Here is an 18,514-nt window from a genome sequence, read left to right as displayed (position 1 = left end):
TCAAGCCTGCAAAAACCTCGTGGCTCCCAACGCTGTGAGTACAGCGCCACTGGGAAAGTGAACGCATCATGGAACTTCGGCTCATCGTCGCGCTTAGTTTGGCGAAAGGGTGGTCTGAGATGAGCGCGACCAGAGAGTTTTTGCAAAACTGGCTACAGGAGAATGTCGGCACACTTCCTGGTCGAGAGGAAGTCAGCGTCGCGGTGCTCGCTCAGCAATTCGAGCAAGATGCCGAGGTGGCTGGTTATGGGCGTGAAGTAAGGGAGGACGAACTCGGAAACATCGAAGATGCTATCGTGCAAGCGATCGAGAACGCCGGGTCCGGGGTGCAGAGCCCGAGCTCCGAAAAGAGCGATCCGGCACCTGTAATGGACGCGTTGGAGGTCGATGATGCCAAGAGCGGACCGTAGCCCCTGACACCTTCTTCTGTTCGCCTGAACAAGCCCCCCGGGCTGCTATACGAGCTGAAAAACGGACCTTAGGTGCTTTCCCGTTAGTTCCATGCACCATTGAGGAACATTCCTGCCGCCACGGCGTTAGGAAAGTTCCTTCACACCCGGTGCGCCCGTGCTGACTGCTACCCTTCCAGGCGAATGGCTGACCCGGCATGATCAGGGTCACATCTCACGGCGGGCCGCTCTTGCGGGTATTTGTTGCTGGCTATTGGGTGCTCCCGCAGAAGCCGCGCCACAGCCATCGCCGCTCGTGCGATTTGGCGTGCTGGGATTTGGCACCGCCGCCTGGGAAGTTGACGTCATGCGGCGACATGCGTTGGACACTGTGCACGGCGTATCAATCGAGGCTCAGCGGCTTGCCGGTACCGAAGCCGGTAAGACCGCATTGCTGGCGGGCAGCGTCGACGTCATCGTTTCGGACTGGGTGTGGGTCATGCGCCAGCGCAGCGAAGGCGCTGATCTGGTCTTCTATCCCTATTCTCGTGCCGTCGGCGCGCTGGAACTGCCGCAAGGCTCGCCCATTCGAACTCTTGCGGACCTCAAGGGCAAAAGGCTGGGGATCGCAGGTGGTCCGCTGGACAAAAGCTGGATCCTGTTGCGCGCGCTCGGCCTCCGTCAGGTGAAGCGCGATCTTGCTGAAGAGGTGGAGCCAGTGTTCGGCGCGCCGCCTTTGTTGGAGCAGGAATTTCTGGCGGGGCGACTGGATGCACTGCTGACGTTCTGGAATTTCGCCGCCCGTCTCGAGTCAGAGGGGGCAAGGCCTCTGCTCAGTGTCGCGCAAATCCTGCAGGGGCTTGGCGTATCCGTGGACTTGCCGATGCTCGGCTACGTCTTCCATGAAAGCTGGGCGCGGGCCAACCCGATAGCCCTCGCGCGATTCACGAGCGCGACCGCGGCAGCGAAGTCGCTGCTCGAGTCTTCGGACGACGAATGGCGGGTGCTCGCGCCCCAATTGGGCACGGACGATCCTCACCTACAGGCGGCGTTACGCGCCGCCTATCGAGCCGGAATCCCTCGTCGGTTCGGCAAAGACGAACGTGATGGCGCGGCCCGGTTGTTTGCAATCCTGGCCGAATTGGGCGGCGAGGATCTGGTCGGCAAGGCGACGAGCCTCGATCCTGGTGTCTTCCGGGCCATACCGGCTTGAGCTCGCGCCAATGACCGATGTCCCAGCGTTCCCCATCACAATGCAGCGTTGGCAATCGGCTGCGGCATTGCTGACCATGGTGCTCGTCTGGCAGATTGCATCATCGATCGCCGCCGATCGGCTGTTTCCTGGTCCGGTCCAGGTTGTTTCGGTTCTCCTGCACGAAGCGGTTCGGGGCGAGCTGCCATACCATTTGGGCATCTCGCTTGCGCGCGTCGTGGCAAGCCTCGGGTCGGCAATCGTCATTGGCGCGGCCCTTGGCTACGCGGCAGGCCGCTCGCACAGAGCCGACATATGGATGAGGCCTTGGATCGTGTTACTCCTCAACATGCCGGCGCTGATCACGGTCATTCTAATTTATATCTGGCTTGGTCTTGCCGAGACTGCGCTTGTCCTTGCGGTCGCGCTCAACAAGATCCCCAATGTCGTGGTGACTATTCGTGAAGGCGCCAGCCGGCTGGACAAGGACTTTGCCGAAATGGCTGAGCTCTATCGCTTCGGGCGTGCTGCAAAGCTGCGGCATCTCGTGCTGCCGCAATTGGCGCCGTTCTTTCTCGTCACCCTGCGCAGCGGGCTGGCATTGACGTGGAAGATCGTGCTGCTCGCCGAACTGCTCGGCCGCTCCAACGGCGTCGGGTTCCAGCTACAGGTCTATTTTCAGAACTTCGACGTCACCCACATCCTTGCCTATGCGATCAGCTTCGGCGTTGTGATGCTTGCCATAGAGTATGGACTGCTTGTGCCGTTGGAACGTCGTCTGTTCGCCTGGCGACGCTGATGCTGAGGATCAGGATCGAGGACAAGACTTTCCCCGGTGACGACGGCCAGCGCCGGACGATCTTTCGCGCGCTGTCGCTTGATATAGCCGACGGACAGGTCTGCGTCCTGACCGGCCCTTCCGGTGTCGGCAAGTCGACGCTGCTGTCGATCGTTTCGGGCGTCGACCGCGAATTTCGCGGCAGCGTGAGCGGACGACCGCTTCCGATAGGCATGCTGTTCCAGACACCGAGGCTGCTGCCCTGGCTCACCGCCTTGCGCAATGTAGAGATGGCCATCCCGGATCGCGCGCCCGATGCGGCCCGGTGGCTTGCCGCTGTCGGCCTGAAAGGCAATGAGAAGAGCTATCCGCAGCGACTCTCGGGCGGCATGGCGCGGCGCGTAGCGCTTGCCCGGGCGCTCGCCGTGGAGCCTGCGCTCCTGCTCCTCGACGAGCCATTCGCTTCACTCGACGAGGCGACCGCGCAAGCCATGCGCCGCCTGCTGCAGGATTGTTTCGCCAGTCGGCGGACTACCACGCTGCTGGTTACGCATGATCTCGCATATGCCTCGTCGCTGGGGGATCGGGTTATTGTTCTGGAGGGATCGCCTGCGCGCATCGTGCGCGATGTCGCAATCTCTGGTGGCGATGAAGCGGGATCGTCGCGCTTTGGGCTGGGGGCGACACAATGAGACTGTTGCTGGGCCTTCTCTTTCTTTTGCTGATCACCGGCCCTGGCGCCACCGAGCAACAGACGATGGTGATCGGGTATATCGGCCAGGAGCGCAAACCGGCTCTGCCCCTTGGACCCCTTGATGAAACCGTCACCGATGACGGCCTGCAAGGCGCTCGGCTCGGCATTGCCGACGACGAAAGCACCGGCCGGTTTTTCGGGCAGAAATTTCGGCTGGAGGAAAGGGTATTGAAACCAACCGAAACGCCGGACGACGCGGTAAGACAATTCGCCGATGCCGGCATCGCCTTTGTCGTCGCCGATCTCGACGCCAGTCAGCTTCTACAGGCCAGTGCCGCGCCCGGTGCCGAGCAGATGACGTTGCTCAACAGCCGGGCGCCGGACGACGTGCTTCGCCAACAGGACTGCCGTCGGAACGTGCTGCACACGATCCCGAGCCGCGCCATGCTCGCCGACGGGCTGGCGCAATATCTCGCCTGGAAGCGCTGGCAGCGTTGGTTCCTGCTTGTGGGGCCGCATCCGCAGGATCAGGCGATGGCTGCGGCCTTTCGACGGGCGGCGGCTCGCTTCGGAGCCGAGATCACGATCGACCAGCCGTGGACATTCAGGCCCGCCAACGGACGTGCCGATACAGGGCATGTCACGCTGCAGACCGAAATACCCGCGGTCACGCAGGTCAGCGACTATGATGTGCTCGTGGTCGCCGACGAGGCGGATGAATTCGGCGCCTATCTGGAGGGCCGCACTGCGCTGCCGAGAATCGTCGCCGGCACGCAAGGGCTGGTCACCACAGGCTGGAGCGCTGTCAGCGAGGAATGGGGCGCCACGCAACTGCAGGACCGTTTCCACAGGCAGGCAAGGCGCTGGATGTTGCCCAGCGACTACGCGGCCTGGCTCGCTGTGCGCAGTATCGGCGAAGCGGCGACGCGCCTGCACAGTCTCGATCCCGCGGCAATCGGCAGATATATACGCGGCGACGCGTTTCTTCTCGCTGGCTTCAAGGGGCAGGGGCTTAGTTTCCGTCCCTGGGACGGACAGATGCGCCAGCCCATTTTGATCGCCGGGCCTCGCCTCTTGATTTCCAGCTCACCGCAACCGGGCTTCCTGCATCAGCGCACGCCGCTCGACACGCTGGGCATCGACCTGGAGGAGAGCACATGCAAGTTCTGATGACGCTGTTGTTGGCGGCGTTCGCTCTTGCTGCTCCCGCCGCCGCCGAGACCATCTACGTTTCCAATGAGCAGGACAATACCGTCGCGGTCGTCGACGGCGTGACAATGACTTTGCTGGCGACGATCGATGTCGGCCGCCGTCCGCGCGGGCTGGCACTGTCGATCGACAACAAGATGCTGTTCGTCGCGGAAGGCGACGACAACCGCATCGACGTGGTCGACGTCGCGAAGCGGCGGGTCGTCGGCGAATTGCCTTCGGGAGCCGATCCGGAATTCTTCGCAGTCCATCCCGATGGCAAGCGGCTGTTCGTCGCCAACGAGAATGACAATCTGGTGTCGGTGGTGGACATCGCCGCGGCCAAGGTCATCGGTACCGTGGATGTCGGCGTCGAACCGGAAGGAATGGCGGCCAGCGCCGACGGCCGCTATGTCGCCTGCACTTCGGAGACCACCAGCATGGTGCATCTGATCGACGCAGGCACGCTTGAACTCGTCGACAATCTGCTGGTCGATACCCGGCCGCGCGCGGCTTTATTCTCGCCGGACGGGAAGCAATTCTGGGTGTCCTCGGAGATCCGGGGCACTGTCACCGTCTTCGACACGGCAACGCGCGCGCAGACCGGCAAAGTCGAGTTCGAGGTGCCGGGTATACGACGCGAGGGCGTGCAGGCGGTCGGCATGGGGACGTCCCGCGATGGCACGACCGTCTATGTGGCGCTCGGCCCCGCCAACAGGATTGCGGAAGTCGATGTGAAAACGCTGGCGGTCCGTCGGCTCTACCTTGTTGGTCAACGACCCTGGCACGTTGCGCTCTCCGGCGACCAGAAGCGCCTGGTCACCGCAAACGGGAATTCCGGCGATATCTCGTTTATCGATCTGGAAAACCAGGAGGTGGTGAAATCGCTGCCGGTGGGGCGGGGGCCGTGGGGCGTCGTGATCGGGCCATGAACGCCTTGTCGGTCGAGAATCTGGGTCATAGTTTCGGGAACCGGCGGGTTCTCGACGGCGTCTCTTTCTCTGTGGCCCAAGGCAGGATGTGCATCTTGCTAGGCCGCAACGGCGCCGGCAAGACGACGTTGTTCTCGCTGATCACCGGTCTTTATCACGCCCGCTCCGGCTCGGTGCATGTCTTCGACCAGGCGATGGATGTCAACCCGTCCGCCGCGTTGGCGCAGATGGGCGTCGTCTTCCAGTTGCCGACCCTCGATCTCGATCTGACGGCCGGCGAGAACCTGCGTTACCACGCGGCCTTGCATGGGCTTAGCCAGGCCTTGAGCAAGGAGCGCTCCATCCACGAACTCGGCCGGCTGGACGTGCTGGACAGGATCGACGATCCTGCCCGAGCGCTTTCCGGGGGGCAGCGTCGCCGTGTCGAGATAGCACGCGCTCTGATGCATAGCCCACGCCTTTTGCTGCTGGACGAGCCGACCACCGGGCTCGACGTGCCGGGCCGCCGCGCGCTCGAGCGGCACGTGCGGGAGCTTTGCCGCCAGCGCGGCATTGCCGTCCTGTGGGCAACACATTTTCTGGAGGAACTAACGGCGGATGACGATGTGGTGGTGCTGCATCGAGGCACAATCCGGTGGGCCGGCCGCGCCGATCGGCTGGCTGCCGATCTCGGTGTGGCGAGCACGGGCGAGGCCTTCGCGTCGCTGACGGAGTCCGAATGAAAACGTCTCACGCGGTGCGCGCGCTCAACGGCATCCTGCGCAGGGAGATGCTGCGCACGTTGCGGCAACGCGGCCGGCTGCTCTCGGCGATGGTACGGCCGCTGGTCTGGCTGGCAATCTTTGCCGCTGGCTTCCGCTCCGTTCTCGGTCTGTCGATCACGCCACCCTACCAGACCTATGTTCTCTATGACGTGTATGTGGTGCCCGGGCTAGCGGCCATGATGCTGCTCTTCCATGCCATGGCGAGTTCGCTGGCCATGGTCTACGATCGCGAGATGGGCAGCATGCGCTTGTTGCTGACCGCACCATTGCCGCGCTGGTACCTGCTTGCGGCGCGCCTGCTGGCCAGCGTGATCGTCGGCGTGCCGCTGGTCTATTTGTTTCTGTTGATCGCGCGTTTCTGGGATGTGCGGCCGCCCGTTCTCGGCTACGTCGCGGTATTTCCGGCGCTCGTGCTGGCGGGCCTGATGCTTGGCGCGTTCGGCCTGCTTGTCTCCTCGGTTTCGACACAGATGGAGAACTTTGCCGGTGTCATGAATTTCGTCATCTTTCCGGTGTTCTTTGCCTCGACGGCGCTCTATCCGCTGTGGCGGCTTGCCGAGGCGGGACCGGTGCTGGCAACAATCGCCGCCTGGAACCCGTTCAGCTCGGCGGTCGAGCTGATACGCTTCGCGCTCTATCTGCGGTTCGATCCTGTCGCGGCGATTGTGGTCCTTGGCTGCCTCATCGCCTTCTTCCTCGCGGCGGTCATCGGCTACGATCCCGGCCGCGGCTTGTGGTCCCGGCGCGGCGGCGAGGGCTGATTTACCTCAAAGCATAGAGATAAGCGGCGATGTCCCGCGCCTGTTGCTCGGTGATCCTCGTCGACGGCATGGCCGTGTGCGGATTGACTTCCCTCGCCGAGCGTATCCAGCGGATCATGTTCTCCGGATTGTTTGCCAGCAGGCCACCGATAAAGACCCTGTCGGCAAGGCCACCGTCCAGGCGGGGTCCGACCTGGCCTTGCGCACCCGGCACGCCGGGTATCGTATGGCAGCCGGAGCAGCCATTCGCCGTCATGATTGGAATGGCGCGGGCGCCTACGCCGCCGGTCGCCGCATCCGACTCGTGCCGGACGCGCTCGCGCCTGTCGGACCACAAAGTCGCCGCTGCGACAGCCGCAGCCAGCAGCAGGATTGCGGCAAGGGCGCCCCCGATCAGCCTACCCAGGTCGGAGCGCATGTGTTGCCTCCCTGGTTGCGCTGCTGCTTATCCAGAGGCCGGCGAGCAGCAAGGCGGCGCCGCCATAGATCAAGCCTGCCGGAACCCACATTACCAATCCGGCGAGCTGCTGGTCCTCGATCGCGGTCATTCCCCACAATGCCGCGCCGGCGCCATTCTCCGGATACCAGAGTTTGGGCGACATCAGCAGCAGGACACCGAGCAGGCCGGTATGAAGCGAGGTGAAGAAAAGATGCATGACGGAGTTGCCATAGGTCTGCTGTCGACCGGGGCGCGGTAGGAGCGCCCACCAGAACAGCAAGGCTGTGCCGAGGAAGCTCGCATGCTGGGCATAATGGAGAAAGCCCTGCTGGAGCGCTGCCTGGAACAACGCCGGAATGTGCCAGATCCAGATGGCGACGCCGTGAATGATCGTCGCGTTGAGGGGGCGGATCACCAGGGCCCAAACCGATTGCAGCGTCTTTGCGCGCGTGAGCTTGCCCGTTCCGCGGCGAAGTGAGGCCGGCAAGGACCAGAGCAGGACTGCGCCTGGGCACGCGGCGACAAGGAGAGGCGCCGCCACCGCCATCAGCAGTTCATGCTCGATCATATGGGCGGCAAACACCCGCTCGCCGAGCGCATGGATGGGGCTGACCAGTGCTGCCGTCAGCACGCCCCAACCGGCGGCGAACAACAACGCCTGCCGCATCCGCTCGGGACGGCCTCGGCTGCTGCGGCGCCACAACCGAGTCGCTCCGATGGCATAAAGGAAGGCAATCGCGGCCAGCGGAAACGTGATGGGAAATGCGAGCGTCCATCCGGCCTCGGGCGCGCCGGCGCCGTAGCAGATCGAGGTCGAGAAGAACGCGTCGAAGCTCATCGCAGGCACTCGTCGAGAATGAGAGCCGCGCTGCCTTGCATGATGATGACGAGGGCAAACAGCAATGCCGCAAGCATGCCGAGATCGGCGACGAACTGCTCGGTGCTGCGCGTGCGCTCAGGCTTGAAGGCGGCGCCGCCCTGCCGCTTCGCCCGCCATGACAAGGCACCGCCGAGCAGCGAAAGCACGGCGAGCACCAGTGCCACGGGAAGCACCACCGGCACCTGGCGGTTGCACTGCCATGGTACGAGTGCGTAGTTCAGCTGCGTCGAGATTGCCCAAGCCATCGGCCCCGACAGAAGACCACCCCAGGACGTTCCCATTTTCAACGCACGCATCAGCCTAGCCTCGGCATCCAGTAGATGAGCAAATAGATCGGGATCCAGGTCAGCACCACGAAATCCCAATAGAAGACATTGTCGCCGACATCGCCGAAGCGCCGGCCGCTATAGCCATGGCGTGTGAACATCAGCACCGTCAAAACGATGGTGTCGCCGACATCGGTGATCAGGTGTGTGGTGTGCAGCCCGAGCAGCACCCAGAGCATCGAGCCGTAGGCGTTCGTGTCCCAGTAGATGTTCAGCGCGGGGAATTCGAACCAGCGCACGACAAGCGGGGCCAGACCGAGCAGCGACATCACCACCAGCCCGATCCGCACCGGAACGATCGCGCATTGCTTGGCATGGCCGTGGAGGATGTGATTCGGCACCACGCTGATGATAAACAGGATGGTGACGATCGTCCCGGGCCAATGGTCGGGGTGCGGGGCGCTTAGACGCCAGTTGGGCCACAAAGTGGCGAGATAGAGATAAGCGCCCGCGGCCAACGCAAAGCCCATGCCTTCCAGCGCCATGAAGCCGAGCGTTCCCCACCAGGTCGGGCTGCGCGGACCATGTCCAAAGGTTGGGAGGTCCGAAAGATCCAAGCTGGGACGCTCACTCATCCCTCATCCTCCGGGTCGTCCTTGGGCCAGAACCAGCCGATCAAGGTGATGGCGATCGGCGCGGCGCCCCAGACGATCGCCCAGGGCGTGAAGATCGAATAGACAAACGTACCGCCGACGGCGATTGCCGCCAGCAGCGGCCAGATCGACGGTGTCGCCGATTTCTCGCGAATGTCGGGATGGGCTTCCGCCACGGTTGAGATCAACAACTCACGTACATCGACGCGGAGTCCGGTCGCCACAGGCAGCGCCTCGCGTTCGGCCCAGAGCGGCTCGACATGTGTGACAATCGGTATCCGCGCGAAATTATAGCTTGGCGGCGGCGAAGACGTCGCCCATTCGAGCGTACCGGCATCCCAGGGATTGTTTCCGGCCAGTGCGCCCTTCAACGCGCCGTGTACAAGATTGAAAGTGAACAGTACGAAGCTGAGGAAAAAGAGCACCGCGCCGGCGCTGATGAACAGGTTGATGTTGCCCCAGCCAAGCTCGGCCGGATAGGTGTAGACCCTGCGTGGCATGCCCCAGAGCCCGACGAGATGCATTGGGAAAAAAGCCGCGTTGAAGCCGATGAAAGCCAGCCAGAAATGCCAGCGCCCGAGACGCTCGCTCATCATGCGGCCGCTGATCTTGGGGAACCAGAAATAGGCCGCGCCCAGCAGCGGGAAGACCGAACCGCCGATCAGCACGTAATGGAAATGGGCGACGACGAAATAGGTGTCGTGCACCTGGAGGTCCAGCGGCACCGAAGCGAGCATGACGCCGGTGAGGCCGCCGATGACGAAGATGAAAAAGAAGCCGAACACGAACAGCAGCGGCGTGCGGATCACCGGCCTGCCGTCCCACAAGGTCGCCAGCCAGCAGAAGATCTGAACGCCATTGGGGATGGCGATCAGCATGCTCGACGCGGTGAAGAAGCTGGCGCCGAGCTTGGGTAGCCCCGTCGCGAACATGTGATGGACCCAGAGGCCGAACGAAAGGAAACCGACGGCGATCAGCGACAAGACCAGCCCGAGATGCCCGAACACGGGACGCCGGGCGAAGACCGGGATGATCGCGGAGACCATGCCCGTCGCCGGCAGGAAGATGATGTAGACCTCGGGATGGCCAAAGAACCAGAACAGATGCTGGAAGAGCAGTGCGTCGCCGCCCTCGGCGGGGTTGAAGATATGTGTGCCGACCAGCCGGTCGAGGATCAGGAAGGTCGAGGTGATCATCACCGCGGGCATGGCGAAGACGACGACGAAGGAGGTAACCAGCATTGCCCAGACGTAGAGCGGAATCCTGTCCAGCGACATGCCGGGGGCTCGCTGCTTGAACACGGTGACGATGGTTGCCACCGCGACGGCCAGTGAGGAAACTTCTGTATAAGTGATCATCTGGGCCCAGACGTCGGCCCGCTTGCCCGGCGCGAATTCGGGGCCTGACAGCGGCACATAAGCAAACCAGCCGACGTCGGGCGCCATGTTGAGCGCGAAAGACACCCAGGCGAATATGCCGCCCGAAACATAGATCCAGTAGCTGAACGCGTTCAGGCGGGGAAAGGCGATGTTGCGGCTGCCGACCATCAGCGGGACGAGATAAATGCCTGTCGCCTGCACGACGGGCACGGCGAACAGGAACATCATGGTCACACCATGCATCGTGAACAGCTGGTTGTAGAGGTCCGGGCCGATCAGACCGCGCTGCGGCCCTGAGAGCTGGATGCGCATGGCGACAGCGTTGAGCCCGCCCAGGCACAGAAACACGAAGGCGGTGATCAGATAGCGCCGTGCGACGACCTTGTGGTCGACGCTCGACAGCGCGCCGATGATGCCGGGAGGCGTGCGCCATGTCCGCGCCAGCCAGCGATCCAGGCTGGCATCGTCCATGCCGGTGTCGCGCGGTCCGTCATGCTCGGGTGCGACGTCGCCCGCGGTAGAGGTTTCACGCACCGGCGGCAGGTCGCGTTCGCTTGTGAGATCCGCGCTGCTCATTTAAGCGCCTCGAGATAGGCGACCATGGCGTTGAGTTCGTCGCCGCTGAGCTCCACCACCGGCATGTGGGATCCGGGCTTGATGCCCTGTGGGTCGGCTATCCAGGCGGCGAGATTGCCGCGGCTCATCGTCAATGTCCCGGCGGCAAGCGTCTGCCGGCTGGCTATATGGGTGAGGTCGGGGGCGACCGTTCCTCCGGCAGGCGTGCCGCCTATTCTGTGACACATCACGCAAGGGCGCTTCAGAAACAGATCCTGGCCGGCCTTGGCCTCGTCCCCCGTCGGAGTAGCTGCCGGCTGCAATTGGTCGTTCCACCAGGCGTCGAACTTCGCACGCGGCTCGGCGATGATGAAGGTGCCCATGTTTGCGTGCTGCGCCCCGCAGAACTCGGCGCATTGACCTCGGTAAACGCCAGGCTTGTCGGCCTTGAGGTCGAGCACGTTCATGTGGCCGGGAATGAGGTCGAGCTTGCCCGAAAGGCTCGGAATCCAGAAGGAATGGATGACGTCGGTCGAGGTCAGAAGAAGCCGCACCGGTTCCCCGGCGGGGATATGGATCTCGTTCGCCGTGGTCAGGATGCGGCTTGGCGTGGCATCCTCATAGCGCACCTCCCACCACCATTGATGGCCGGTGACCCGAATGGTCAGCGCGGCATCCGAGCCGATCGCGGCGAGCGTCCTGTTGGCGAAGAAGCTCAGCAAGGTCAGTCCGATCAGGACAATGGCGGTCAACCCGACGGCGGTCATCACCGCGCGCAGCTTCCGGTCGTCGGCGCCGGCCTCGATCGCGAGCGGCTCCGCCTGCGCGCGCGACCGCATCATCAAGGGTACGACGAGGGCGATCATCACCAGCACCCACACCACGGCGCAGAGCGCGGTGAAGAACCAGATCAGCCATGCCAGTTCGCTCGCCGCGGGACCTTTCGGGTCGAGGGCGGATTGCCAGCCTGCGCATCCCTGGAGCAACAGAGCGCCGGCGGTGGCGAACGCCATCGAGACGAGACGTTTCACGGCGACTTCCCCAGCGTGGCCGCGTCCGGCATGCGGTTTTCCGACGGATGCGCCATCATGTCGTCATTGCGTTGCGGCGCGGCGGAAGACGGCGCGTTGCCGCTCAGCGAGCGCACGAAAGCCGCAAGCTCCCAGATCTGGTCGTCGGGAATCTTGTCGCGGAAGCTCGGCATGCCGTTTGGCCGACCGTCGCGGATCGTGGCATGGATGCTTTCGATCGAGCTGCCATAGAGCCACTTCTGGTCCATCAGGGCCGGCCCCATGCCGCCGCCGCCATTGGCGTGGCATCCCGAACAGTTGAACCAGCCGAAAAGCCGTTTCCCTTCGCTCATGTGGAAGGCGTTGGCCTCGAAGCTCGCCGCCTTGTTATCGCTGGCGGGGGGGCGCTGTCCGCCGGGCTCCAGCGTGGTCACAGGCGTCGGCTGCTCGCCCGATCCGAGCGCCGATTGCGGGCGCGTGTCACGTTCCTCGCGCTGGCAGGCAGCGAGCGCCAGGACTGGAAACAGGAGCATGGCCACAACGGCTCTCATCGCACCGGGCTCCCCGAGGCATCGAGGCGCGGCACGCCATACTGTGACAGCAAGGCATCTATCTCGACCTTGTGCCTGGACAGGGCGCCATTGACATCGCCGCGCAGCGCATCGTCTTCGCGGCGGACGCCCATCGAGATGTCGTAGATCATCGGCAGTTGCGGTCCGTCGATGCGGGGCGCAACCGGCGTGATGCGGAGCGGCACCTTCTGCCTGGCGGCGAAGTAGCCGGCGAGGGGGCCCCAGACCACGGCAAGGTCGATCTCGCCACTCGCCACCGCTTCGACGATGCGCGCCGGCGGGTTGGGGGCGGAATAATCGCCATAGACCGGATAGCCAACGAGGTGCCCGACGATACCGCGGCGGCCAAGCGCCTGGACCGGAGGCGAATTGGCGCCATCGTCGCCGATGAGCTGAACACCGATCCGCATGTCGCGCAGCCGCGGATCATTGAACGATGCTACGTCGGGGCCGTCCCTGCGGGTGACGAAGACATAGGACGATCGGTAGTAGGGCGTGGTGGTGCGCAGCATTTCGAGGTTGCTCGGCGTGCCCGGCACGAGATCGCACAGGCCCGCCTTCAGCGTGTTGCGGATGAAGCCGCGACGCTGCGCCCACCAGGTATAGGTCAGCTTGGCGCCGAGATCGGACGCAACGATTTCGGCGATCCTGTTCTCGAAGCCCTGACCTGCCGCGTTGGAGAACGGCATGTTGTTCGGATCGGCGCACACCCTCAGCTCACGCGCGTCGGCTGTGGCCGTCAAGAACACGAAGGCGATCGCGGCCATGCCGATCGCCAGCCGTTGACGCGCCTTTCGCGCCGGACCTACGGTCAAGTACAATCCATCAAGGCAGCCGGAACACATAAAGCGTGCCTCCCGAAGTTGTCGCGTTCTTCAGATCCTTCATGGCATTGACGAAACCGAGCGCGGCGGTGGCGTCACGCGGGTCAAGATCGCCCGATACAATGGCGCCGGCCCAGCCGCCGACGCCTGAGAGGATGGCGACATATTGGTGCCCGTCGGGACCGCGATAGGTGATGGGCTGGCCGATGATCCCGGACGAGGTCTTGAACTGCCAAAGCAGGTCTCCGGTCTTGGCGCTGACCGCCTTGAACCAGCCTTCCATCGTGCCATAGAAGACAACGTCGCCGGCGGTCACCACCGCGCCGCTCCACACCGGGAAATTCTCCTTGAGGCTCCAGGCGGGTTTCTCCGCGGCGATGTCCCAGGCGGTGAAGGCGCCGCGATTACCGCCGGGCCCTGGTATCATGCGGACGTTCATGCCCACATAGGGCGTGCCGGCGATGTAGTTCACCTCGACGCCTTCTTCATCCATGCACAGATTGTTGTGCGGGATGTAGAGCAGGCCGGTCTTCGGCGAGAACGCGGAAGGCTGCCAGTCCTTGAGGCCCGACGCCGTCGGACAGATATCGCGAACGACCTTGCCGGTGCCGGTCTTCTTGTCCGGGTTTACGATCAGCCGACCGGTTTTCAGATCCACACCTTTGCTGGAGTTGACCGGACCAAACGGTTTTGCCGACAGCACCTCGCCGGTTGTCCGGTCGAGGATGTAGAGATAGCCGTTGCGCTCCGGCCGGATCAGCACCTTGCGCGGCTTGCCCTGCCAGGTCATGTCGAGCAGGATCTGCTCGTTGATGCCGTCATAATCGTGGAGGTCATGCGGGCTCCACTGATAGAACCATTTCGCCGCGCCGGTGTCGGGATCGCGCGCGAAAATGCCAGACGTCCACTTGTTGTCGCCCGGCCGCAAATCCGGATTCCATGGTCCGGGATTGCCGGTGCCGTGGAAGATCAGGTTCAGATCGGGATCATAGGAAATCCAGCCCCACATGTTGCCGCCGCCGATCTTCCAGGCTTCCGGCGGCCACGTCGTGACGCCAAGATCCTTGCCTTTGTCCATGTCGTAGTGCGGCTTGAAGTCCGATCCGATCAGCACGTCCTTGTCCGGCCCGGTGCTATAGGCGATCCAGACGACATGACCGTCGCCGGCGTCGAGCGCCTTTACCCAGCCGCGAACGCCCATCTCGCCGCCGGAATTGCCGACCAGCACTTTGCCCTTCACCACAAGCGGCGCCATGGTGATGGTCTCGCCGATGTTGATGTTGCCGACATGAGTGTTCCAGATCGGCTTGCCCGTGTTCGCATCAAGGGCAATCGTGTGGCCATCCAGCGTATTGAAAAAGATGCGCCCGTCGGCGAATGCCACCCCTCGGTTGACGACGTCGCAGCAGGCCACCCCCTGTGCCGCCGGCTCGGGATTGGGTTCGTACTTCCACTTCATCGGGGCGCCGGGCTTGGAGAGATCGAGCGCATAGACGAAGTTGGGAAAGGGCGTCACGATATACATGGTGTTGCCGACGACCAGCGGCGCTGCTTCCTGGCCCTTGTTCACGCCTGTCGAGAACGTGAACGCGACCTGCAGGTTCTTGACGTTGCCTTCGTTGATCTCGGAGAGTTCGCTGAAGCGCGTCGACGCGTAGTTCTTGGCCGGCATCGTCCATTGGCCGTCATCGGGTGGCGAGGCTGCGGCTGGTGGTACGATCGCTGGTGTTTTAGGTGGCTCGGACGCAGCGCCCAAAAGCGGCAGGCAGGCGAGCAGCGTCACCAGAAGGATAGCGCCAAAGGAATTCCCGGCAGCCAATTTGCGGGTGTGGCGTTCTACGTCAAGGCGCGTCAATGCCAACTGGGGCATAGCTTTCATTTATTGATCGAGCCTCCCACGCCGGCGCCGAGTTCGGCCGCGATGTCGGCCTCCGTTCCGGCACAAAGCGGATGGCCCCAGCCCGAAGCGCTTTTGCCGCCGGGGTCCAGATCGTAGACAATGGCATCCTTGCGATTTGGATTGACGCCTGCCGGGACCTTGTCGAACCCGAGCGCCGCGCGGATACGCCAGGCGACATTGTGATCGGCGCATGAGGAGTCGCCTGAAACGCCGAGGCCGCCGACAATGCTCTTGCCGTCGTAGAGGGCAAGCCCGCCGCCAAACACCACGACGCCTCCGATCGGCTTGCCGACGAGCGGGTCGCCGGCGCTTCCGAACGTTTTGGGATCGCCCGTATAGGCCGCGGCCTGGTTGACGGGATTGCTCTCCTGCAGGCCAAATAGCGGCCCGCCCGGCTGCACCCCCGCATAGAGATTGGCCGTAGAGAGGGCCATCTGAGCCAGGCTGAGACCGTTGGCCGTGTTGGCTTTCTCCGCTGCTATGAGCCGACTTCCCGGCCATTGCGAGTCGGGGGTGGGGCCGCTGAACGCAATCGCGCAGACAGTGCCGTCACGGGCAACGATGGCTGCCCATTCGTTGGTTTCAAAGCCGCCATTGGCTGGTCCGCCGCTTGCCTTCACGTTGGCTTTGAGGGCTGCAAGCAGCTTATCGTGATCGGCCGGACAGGGCTCCTGCGCCATGGCATCGTGCCCGTGGAACAGGCCACCCATCAGCAACAGCAGACCAAAAAGAGGTACGAAAAGCTGAGAGCGATACATTGTCCTGGCATTCGTTTACGTAACAAGGACCACCCCGGCAGACCGCAGAATGCGAGGATACGTCCAGTGCGTTAGTGCCTAACTCGCGTAATGCTTCTATGTTCCTGCTTTGCATAAAATTCGTGCAGTTGGATTTGGGTGCAGGTGTTCAATCAAAGCATGGGACCTGGACACCCGTGGCCGCACGCCAAGCGGTGAGGCAACGCGGCTGATCCGGGAAAATGCGATCGGGACAGCGCAGACGCACCCGCCCTGACAAACCCTGTTGCCTTGTCACGGCGTTCGACGATGGATGATCTCTTCAATAAGTTTCGCGTCGGCTTCGTATTCCGCGGCCCGCGCAGCCATTTGACTGGCCAGGCTGTGTCTTTCCCTCGCGGCTTCGCGTTTTGCCGTACGTTTCGCCAACTCAGCCCGCTGCTGGTGCGCTCTTAAAAGGCTCCAAAGAGCCTGCTCCGCATCGTCAGCCTGGGCCTGCATCAAAACGTCTGCTCCGAACGCATGTCCGGTGTGGCAGCGGTAACGGGTAATCGGCCCGTCTTCTATCTCCCATAGGGGGCCATGACATTCGGGGCAGACAAATGTCGAGGGGGTGCCAAGCTGGCCTTCGGTCAATTCCATTGTGCTGTGCTCCTGAGCTGCAATCGCTGCCTCAAGGCGGATGCCGGACGGGATTTCTGGTGTCGGTCCTGCGATTTCGGAAGCAAGCCTGTGCAACAGGCCAGCCATTTCGGACAGAGGGACGCAATGGTCGATTTCCACATTCTGCAAGGCGCTCAGCGGCATGTCGGGTACTGCGGCGTCGCCGGGGTCCTGGACTACGCTGACGCCTCCGCACATCTTGATTGCGTGCAGGCCGGCGGTGCCGTCGGAGAGGCTGCCTGTGAGCACGACGCCGATCACGCTGCCGCCAAAGCTGCAGGCCGCCGATCGAAACAGGGGGTCGATGGCGGGGCGCGCCAGGTTCTCGCGCGGCCCGCGCCGCAGCAGCATATGATCGTCGTGTAACAGAAGGTGAGCTCCCGGCGGTGCAACGAAGATGTGCCCGTTTTTAACCTTCATGCCGTTGGAGGCATTTGCAACGGGCATGTTGGCAGCGCGACCGAGAATGTCGCCGAGGTAACTCGTGGGACCAACGTGCTGTACGACGAGGAGAGCCGCCGGGATGTCCGGCGAAAGGTCGCGGACAAGTCTCTTCAGCGCGTCGACGCCGCCGGCCGATGCTCCGATTGCCACGATGCACCGGTTCTCGCAACCGTCGGGACGGACCTTGTCCGGCTGGCCCGCACGCTCCGAATCTGATCGTGGTGCGGCGGTGGCCATGGTTGCTTCACCCACATTCAGCACAGATGTCGATGCGAGCGCTCCGGCCAGTCCGCTGCTGGTCGGGCGCCCTGCCTTCGTCGGTGTTAGCTTCCGGCCGCATCGCGGAACATAGATGCCCGCGTCGGCTCTGTACTAACGCCTACGTGCGCGTTTGACAGCAGCCTCTGCCACGGCCGGGGCCTCCTGAATGCTTGCCGCGCCGCCGAAATCGGCGTTCTTGGTACGGCCAGCTCCCGGGCCCGCTCCTAGATCAGCGCCTGTTGTCGGATCGGAAGCCGGATCGGAAAGCGTACGGTCGGCCATCCTGGCCACCACCTTCAGGTCTTTGGCCCCCAGCTTGACAGTTGCCAGGCCGTCTCCGCCGTCGACGGGCATCACCTCTTCAAGGTCATCGATCCGATCCCACTCTTCGCCGGAATTCCATGGGCCAGCGACATCGCCGTCGCCTTGAGAGGTGTTGACATACATGCTGGCGTACTTCTCTACGCCTGGGAGCTTGCCGGAAGGGAAATTGTTTTCGATCGCGTAGAGTGCTTTCTCGAACGACTTCTGGTGCGCGATCTCGCGGGTCATCAGGAAGCCGAGCGCGTCCTTGATTCCCGGGTCGTCGGTGATGTTGATGAGGCGTTCGTAAACGATCTTGGCGCGGGCTTCGGCGGCGATATTCGACCGCAAATCCACCGTAGGTTCACCGCGCGAGTCGACATAGGCCGCGGTCCAGGGAACGCCGGCTGAGTCGCACAGCGCGGGAGCGCCGCCGAACAGAATTGATTCCTTGGCTGTTGTGCCGCTGGCGCCGATCATCAGGTAAAGGTCCGCTTCCTTCATTTGGCCCTCGGCCAGCTGTGCCTTGAGCCCCTTGTTGAGCATGGTGACGATTGATCCCACCACTTCGAGATGGCTGAGTTCTTCGGTCGCAATATCGAGCAACATGTCGCGACGGCCAAGATCGTCCTCGCCAAGCCCTTGCGTGAAATAGCGCATGGCCGCTGCAAGCTCGCCATCGGCGCCGCCGAACTGTTCCATGATCATGCAGGCCAGGCGAGGATTCGGCTCCGAGACGCGAACGGTGTATTGCAGGCGCTTGTTGTGCATGAACATGGACATCTCTCCGGTTAGATCATCCGAACATCCCCGCAAGATGATTGTTCCATCCGGCCATCGGCCAGCGAGCATTTTTACGGCAGCTTCAGTGTTGAGCATCGCAGGGAGCCAGAGGCGGCATTTATTTCTCGCCGGGATTCTCCGACTGGT

Annotated in this window: 20 protein-coding genes; 8 read left to right on the top strand and 12 right to left on the bottom strand. The window is 63.1% G+C overall.

What is annotated here, in order from left to right; translation table 11 throughout:
- Window positions 1–68 precede the first annotated feature (68 nt).
- From NKI88_RS19185 to NKI88_RS19150, 8 genes are all read left to right on the top strand, one after another.
- The gene (locus NKI88_RS19185) at window positions 69–410 is read left to right on the top strand and encodes a hypothetical protein (RefSeq protein ID WP_352656597.1); all 342 of its coding nucleotides are present in this window, start codon (window positions 69–71) and stop codon (window positions 408–410) included.
- 370 nt (window positions 411–780) lie between these two features.
- The gene (locus NKI88_RS19180; RefSeq protein ID WP_245262596.1) at window positions 781–1,602 is read left to right on the top strand and encodes an ABC transporter substrate-binding protein; all 822 of its coding nucleotides are present in this window, start codon (window positions 781–783) and stop codon (window positions 1,600–1,602) included.
- A 10-nt stretch (window positions 1,603–1,612) separates the two neighbouring features.
- The gene (locus NKI88_RS19175; RefSeq protein WP_352656595.1) at window positions 1,613–2,380 is read left to right on the top strand and encodes an ABC transporter permease; all 768 of its coding nucleotides are present in this window, start codon (window positions 1,613–1,615) and stop codon (window positions 2,378–2,380) included.
- A complete protein-coding gene (locus NKI88_RS19170) occupies window positions 2,380–3,051 on the top strand; it encodes an ABC transporter ATP-binding protein (RefSeq protein WP_023829136.1) in 672 nt (223 codons plus the stop codon). The genes NKI88_RS19175 and NKI88_RS19170 overlap by 1 nt, the downstream gene beginning before the upstream one ends.
- Window positions 3,048–4,223, top strand: a complete 1,176-nt coding sequence (locus NKI88_RS19165) for a lanthanide ABC transporter ABC transporter substrate-binding protein PedA1 (protein WP_352497973.1) — start codon at window positions 3,048–3,050, stop codon at window positions 4,221–4,223. Before NKI88_RS19170 ends, NKI88_RS19165 begins: the two co-directional genes overlap by 4 nt.
- On the top strand, window positions 4,211–5,173 hold the full coding sequence (locus NKI88_RS19160; protein WP_023741837.1) for a PQQ-dependent catabolism-associated beta-propeller protein: 963 nt from the start codon (window positions 4,211–4,213) through the stop codon (window positions 5,171–5,173). The genes NKI88_RS19165 and NKI88_RS19160 overlap by 13 nt, the downstream gene beginning before the upstream one ends.
- The gene (locus NKI88_RS19155; protein WP_023733211.1) at window positions 5,170–5,895 is read left to right on the top strand and encodes a lanthanide ABC transporter ATP-binding protein PedB/LutE; all 726 of its coding nucleotides are present in this window, start codon (window positions 5,170–5,172) and stop codon (window positions 5,893–5,895) included. Before NKI88_RS19160 ends, NKI88_RS19155 begins: the two co-directional genes overlap by 4 nt.
- Complete coding sequence (locus NKI88_RS19150; RefSeq protein ID WP_023681112.1) at window positions 5,892–6,698, top strand: lanthanide ABC transporter permease protein PedC; 807 nt, start codon at window positions 5,892–5,894, stop codon at window positions 6,696–6,698. Before NKI88_RS19155 ends, NKI88_RS19150 begins: the two co-directional genes overlap by 4 nt.
- Before the next feature lies 1 nt (window position 6,699).
- Here the strand turns inward: NKI88_RS19150 and NKI88_RS19145 are convergent, their stop codons facing one another.
- The 12 genes from NKI88_RS19145 to NKI88_RS19090 form a co-directional block, all read right to left on the bottom strand.
- Complete coding sequence (locus NKI88_RS19145; protein WP_023681113.1) at window positions 6,700–7,116, bottom strand: c-type cytochrome; 417 nt, start codon at window positions 7,114–7,116, stop codon at window positions 6,700–6,702.
- Window positions 7,097–7,975: a cytochrome c oxidase assembly protein gene (locus NKI88_RS19140; protein WP_023681114.1), complete on the bottom strand. Its 879-nt coding sequence runs from the start codon at window positions 7,973–7,975 to the stop codon at window positions 7,097–7,099. The genes NKI88_RS19145 and NKI88_RS19140 overlap by 20 nt, the downstream gene beginning before the upstream one ends.
- A complete protein-coding gene (locus NKI88_RS19135) occupies window positions 7,972–8,313 on the bottom strand; it encodes a hypothetical protein (RefSeq protein ID WP_023681115.1) in 342 nt (113 codons plus the stop codon). Before NKI88_RS19135 ends, NKI88_RS19140 begins: the two co-directional genes overlap by 4 nt.
- Window positions 8,313–8,918: a cytochrome c oxidase subunit 3 gene (locus NKI88_RS19130; protein WP_023712215.1), complete on the bottom strand. Its 606-nt coding sequence runs from the start codon at window positions 8,916–8,918 to the stop codon at window positions 8,313–8,315. The genes NKI88_RS19135 and NKI88_RS19130 overlap by 1 nt, the downstream gene beginning before the upstream one ends.
- Window positions 8,915–10,891 (bottom strand): cytochrome c oxidase subunit I, encoded by a 1,977-nt coding sequence (ctaD, locus tag NKI88_RS19125; protein WP_352656591.1) that lies wholly within the window; start codon window positions 10,889–10,891, stop codon window positions 8,915–8,917. The genes NKI88_RS19130 and ctaD overlap by 4 nt, the downstream gene beginning before the upstream one ends.
- Window positions 10,888–11,901, bottom strand: a complete 1,014-nt coding sequence (coxB, locus tag NKI88_RS19120; protein ID WP_023729516.1) for a cytochrome c oxidase subunit II — start codon at window positions 11,899–11,901, stop codon at window positions 10,888–10,890. Before coxB ends, ctaD begins: the two co-directional genes overlap by 4 nt.
- Window positions 11,898–12,431, bottom strand: a complete 534-nt coding sequence (locus NKI88_RS19115) for a c-type cytochrome (protein WP_023668011.1) — start codon at window positions 12,429–12,431, stop codon at window positions 11,898–11,900. The genes coxB and NKI88_RS19115 overlap by 4 nt, the downstream gene beginning before the upstream one ends.
- A complete protein-coding gene (locus NKI88_RS19110) occupies window positions 12,428–13,297 on the bottom strand; it encodes a substrate-binding domain-containing protein (protein ID WP_502909477.1) in 870 nt (289 codons plus the stop codon). Before NKI88_RS19110 ends, NKI88_RS19115 begins: the two co-directional genes overlap by 4 nt.
- Window positions 13,278–15,155: a methanol/ethanol family PQQ-dependent dehydrogenase gene (locus tag NKI88_RS19105; protein ID WP_352656589.1), complete on the bottom strand. Its 1,878-nt coding sequence runs from the start codon at window positions 15,153–15,155 to the stop codon at window positions 13,278–13,280. Before NKI88_RS19105 ends, NKI88_RS19110 begins: the two co-directional genes overlap by 20 nt.
- Complete coding sequence (locus NKI88_RS19100; RefSeq protein WP_352656587.1) at window positions 15,152–15,886, bottom strand: heme-binding protein; 735 nt, start codon at window positions 15,884–15,886, stop codon at window positions 15,152–15,154. Before NKI88_RS19100 ends, NKI88_RS19105 begins: the two co-directional genes overlap by 4 nt.
- Before the next feature lie 321 nt (window positions 15,887–16,207).
- Window positions 16,208–17,257, bottom strand: coding sequence for a chemotaxis protein CheB (locus NKI88_RS19095; RefSeq protein WP_352656585.1), 1,050 nt, complete (start codon window positions 17,255–17,257; stop codon window positions 16,208–16,210).
- 135 nt (window positions 17,258–17,392) lie between these two features.
- Complete coding sequence (locus tag NKI88_RS19090) at window positions 17,393–18,361, bottom strand: manganese catalase family protein (RefSeq protein WP_023691426.1); 969 nt, start codon at window positions 18,359–18,361, stop codon at window positions 17,393–17,395.
- Window positions 18,362–18,514: the final 153 nt, after the last annotated feature.

The organism is Mesorhizobium sp. M0317, assembly GCF_040321555.1.
GTDB lineage: Bacteria > Pseudomonadota > Alphaproteobacteria > Rhizobiales > Rhizobiaceae > Mesorhizobium.
This window is presented reverse-complemented; position numbering and strand designations above follow the sequence as displayed.